This window comes from Cupriavidus basilensis (assembly GCF_029335485.1).
GTDB classification, from domain to species: domain Bacteria; phylum Pseudomonadota; class Gammaproteobacteria; order Burkholderiales; family Burkholderiaceae; genus Cupriavidus; species Cupriavidus basilensis_E.
On sequence record NZ_JARJLM010000481.1, the window covers coordinates 1 to 4,016 of the forward strand.

General features: G+C 68.3%; 2 protein-coding genes and 1 other RNA gene. 2 read left to right on the plus strand and 1 reads right to left on the minus strand.

From position 1 onward, the window contains the following. An RNA gene (ffs, locus tag P3W85_RS29450) (signal recognition particle sRNA small type) lies at positions 1-73 on the minus strand; the annotation flags it as partial. Between the two features lie 191 nt (positions 74-264). Between ffs and P3W85_RS29455 the strand changes: the two genes are divergently transcribed. Together P3W85_RS29455 and dnaX are read left to right on the plus strand one after the other, a co-directional pair. Beyond that, positions 265-2,766: an adenosylcobalamin-dependent ribonucleoside-diphosphate reductase gene (locus P3W85_RS29455; protein WP_276267356.1), complete on the plus strand. Its 2,502-nt coding sequence runs from the start codon at positions 265-267 to the stop codon at positions 2,764-2,766. Positions 2,767-2,837: 71 nt separating this feature from the next. Continuing rightward, a partial coding sequence (gene dnaX / locus P3W85_RS29460) for a DNA polymerase III subunit gamma/tau (protein ID WP_276267357.1) occupies positions 2,838-4,016 on the plus strand: 1,179 nt, incomplete at its 3' end.

Genomic DNA, 4,016 nt, shown 5'->3' on the forward strand with positions numbered 1-4,016 from the left:
GCGGAAAACGGCTATGGCTGCTTCGTTCCCGACCTGACCAGGTTGACCGCGCCACCATGCGAGGAGGCCCGTCCGGTCGGCATTGTAACCCAGAGCGGGCGGGCCGGGCAGATTTCCAGTGAAATTGATCGAGTAAGGCGATCGAGTGGGGCGCCTGGCCCAGGCAAAGCTGCCCGGACTATATTGGAGCAGGGCATCGCCAGCGGATAGCGCGCAATCACGCAATCACCTCATCACGCCACCACGACACCAGCGAGACCACCGATGAATGCCAATGAACAGATGCTCCGCGCCACGCTGCCGCCCCAGGAGATCTCCACCGAAGTCCTGATGGAGAAGTACGCCAAGGGCGAGGAGGCCACCGCCGCCGACGTGCGCCTGCGCGTGGCGCGTGCGCTGGCCGAGGCCGAACCCGCGGCACAGCGCGAGCAATGGGCCGGGCGTTTCCTGTGGGCGCAGGAGCAGGGCTTTGTGCCGGCCGGCCGCATCAACTCGGCGGCGGGCACGCGCATCGAGGCCACGCTGATCAACTGCTTCGTGCAGCCGGTGGGCGATTCGGTTTCCGATGCGCGCGACGGCAAGCCCAGCATCTATACCGCGGTGGCGCAGGCTGCCGAGACCATGCGGCGCGGCGGCGGGGTGGGCTACGATTTCTCCGCGATACGGCCGGCCGGCGCGCTGGTGCGGGGTACGCACTCGCGCGCCTCGGGGCCGGTGTCCTTCATGAAGGTATTCGACGCCTCCTGCGCCACCGTGGAGTCGGCAGGTTCGCGCCGGGGCGCGCAGATGGGGGTGCTGCGCTGCGACCATCCGGACATCGAAACCTTTATCCACGCCAAGGACCGCGGCGACCTGACCAACTTCAATATCTCGATCGGCGTCAGCGACGACTTCATGCGCGCGGTCGAGGCCGATGGCGAGGTGGAGCTGGTGCACGAGGCCGAGCCGGCGGCGGAAGCCATCGCCGCCGGGGCCTACCGGCGCGGCGACGGCCAGTGGGTCTACCGCCGCGTTCCGGCGCGGCAGCTGTGGGACCAGGTGATGCAGGCCACCTACGATCACGCCGAGCCCGGCATCCTGTTCCTGTCCCATATCAACGACGATAACAATCTCTACTACTGCGAACGCATCGAGGCCACCAATCCCTGCGCCGAGCAGCCGCTGCCGTCCTATGGCTGCTGCGATCTGGGCTCGATCGACCTGACCCGTTTCGTGCGCCAGCCCTTCAGCGCGCAAGCCGGCTTCGATTTCGACGGGTTTGCCGAAGTGGTGCGGCTGGCGGTGCGCATGCTCGACAACGTGCTCGACGTTACCTACTGGCCGCTGCCGGAGCAGCAGGCCGAGGCCCATGCCAAGCGGCGCATCGGCCTGGGTTTCCTGGGGCTGGGCAGCGCGCTGGTGATGCTGGGCATCCGCTACGACGGCGAGCCGGGCCGCGCGCTGGCCGCGCGCATCGCACAGACCATGCGCGATACCGCCTACCTGGCTTCGGCCGGGCTGGCGCGGGAGAAGGGCGCCTTCCCGCTGTTCAAGGCCGACGAGTACCTCGCCAGCAACTTCGCCCAACGCCTGCCGCAGGCCGTGCGCGAGGCGATCGGCCGTGATGGCATCCGCAACTCCCACCTGCTGTCGATCGCGCCGACCGGTACCATCACCCTGGCGTTTGCCGACAACGCATCCAACGGCATCGAGCCGGCCTTCTCGTGGACCTATCACCGCAAGAAACGCATGGCGGACGACAGTTACAAGGTGTTCGAGGTGGCGGACCATGCCTGGCGCCTCTATCGCCACCTGGGCGGCGATATGGCGCGCTTGCCGGACAGCTTCGTCACGGCGCTGCAGATGTCGGCGCTCGATCATATGAAGATGCTGGAGGCGGTGCAGCCTTTCATCGATACCAGTATCAGCAAGACCGTCAATGTGCCGGAGGACTATCCCTACGAAGCGTTCCGCAACCTCTACCTCGAGGCCTGGCGGGCCGGCCTGAAAGGGCTGGCCACCTACCGCCCCAACAGCGTCCTGGGGGCGGTGCTGTCGGAGTCGGCGCCGCCGGCAGGGGCGCCGGCCACCCCGGTGGCGGCACTGACGGACGATCCCTTGCGCAAGCCGTTCGCCAGCCGTCCGGTGGGCGACCTCGAGGGGGTCACCTCCAAGGTGGAATACATGACCTACGAGGGCCACAAGACGGTTTACCTGACGGTGAATTTCATGCGCGTGGCGGGCCTGATCGATGGCAGTCCGGCGGCAGTGGAGCGTCCGGTGGAGTTCTTCATGCCGGCCGGGCAGCGCAACGACGGCCAGCAGTGGATCACCTCCACCATGCGGCTGCTGTCGATGGTGGCCCGCTCGGGCGGCTCGATCGCCAAGGCGCTGGCCGATATGCGCAACGTCGTATGGGACAAGGGGACGGTGCGCTACGGCACGCTGGTGCGCCAGGACGGTACCGAGGCGCCGCGCTTTCATGATTCCGAGGTGGCGGCGATCGGCTACGCCTTGCAGCGCATCCTGATCAAGCGCGGCTTTCTCGATGCCGAGGGCGGCCAGGTGCCGGTGGCGGCGCTTGCGGCCCGGCTGGCCGGGCTGGAAGGGACGGGCGGCCAGGCCGGGGGCGCCGTGGCACAGCCGGCGTCGGCCGGCGGCCTGCCGACGCCGGGGCTTGGGCTGGGTTCCGGCAAGCCCTGCCCGGAATGCGGTGCCCACGCCCTGCACAAGATCGACGGCTGCGCCAAGTGCGCCAACTGCGGCTACGTCGGCGAGTGTGGCTAGGGGGAGGCCGGGCGCCGCGGATCGCGTGAATCCCGCCTGAGGGCAGGCCGCCTTTTGCTACAATCGCCGCCATGAGTTATCAAGTGCTAGCGCGCAAATGGCGCCCCCGGGATTTCACCACGCTGGTCGGCCAGGAACACGTGGTCCGCGCGCTCACGCACGCGCTGGAACAACAGCGGCTGCACCATGCCTATCTGTTCACCGGCACGCGGGGCGTTGGCAAGACCACGCTGTCGCGGATCCTGGCCAAGGCGCTGAACTGCGTCGGGCCGGATGGCAGCGGCGACATCACCGCGCAGCCTTGCGGGGTGTGCAAGGCCTGCACCGAGATCGACAGCGGGCGCTTCGTCGACTACATCGAGATGGACGCCGCCTCCAACCGCGGCGTCGACGAGATGGCCTCCCTGCTCGACAAGGCGGTGTACGCGCCAACGGCGGGGCGCTTCAAGGTCTACATGATCGACGAAGTGCACATGCTGACCAACCACGCCTTCAACGCCATGCTGAAGACGCTGGAGGAGCCGCCCGCGCACGTCAAGTTCATCCTGGCCACCACCGATCCGCAGAAGATTCCGGTCACGGTGCTGTCGCGCTGCCTGCAGTTCAACCTCAAGCAGATGCCGCCCGGCCATATCGTCAGCCACCTTGACCATATCCTGGGCGAGGAGGGCATCGACCGCGAGGCCAACGCGCTGCGCCTGCTGGCCCAGGCTGCCCATGGCTCGATGCGCGACGCGCTGTCCCTGACCGACCAGGCCATCGCCTATAGCGCGGGGCAGGTGTCCGAGGCCGCCGTGCGCGGCATGCTGGGCGCGATCGATCAAAGCTACCTGGTGCAATTGCTGGATGCGCTGGCCGCCGAAGACGGCGCCGCCATGCTGGGCGTGGCCGACGGCATGGCCGATCGCAGCCTGTCCTTTGCCGGCGCCCTGCAGGATCTCGCCTCGCTGCTGCACAAGATCGCGCTGGCCCAGGCCGTGCCCGCTTCGGTGCAGGAAGAGTGGCCGGAAGCCGCGGAAGTCCGCCGCTTCGCCACTGCCTTCGATGCGCAGGAAGTACAACTGTTCTACCAGATCGCCAATCTCGGCCGCAGCGAGCTCGCGCTGGCGCCGGACGAATACGCCGGCTTCACCATGACGCTGCTGCGCATGCTGGCCTTCCGCCCGGCGGCCAGCCCGGCACCTGCCCCGGCACAAGGCGGTGGCGGCCAGCTGGCGCCGCGTGCGCGCGGCGCTGCCGCGCCGTCGGGC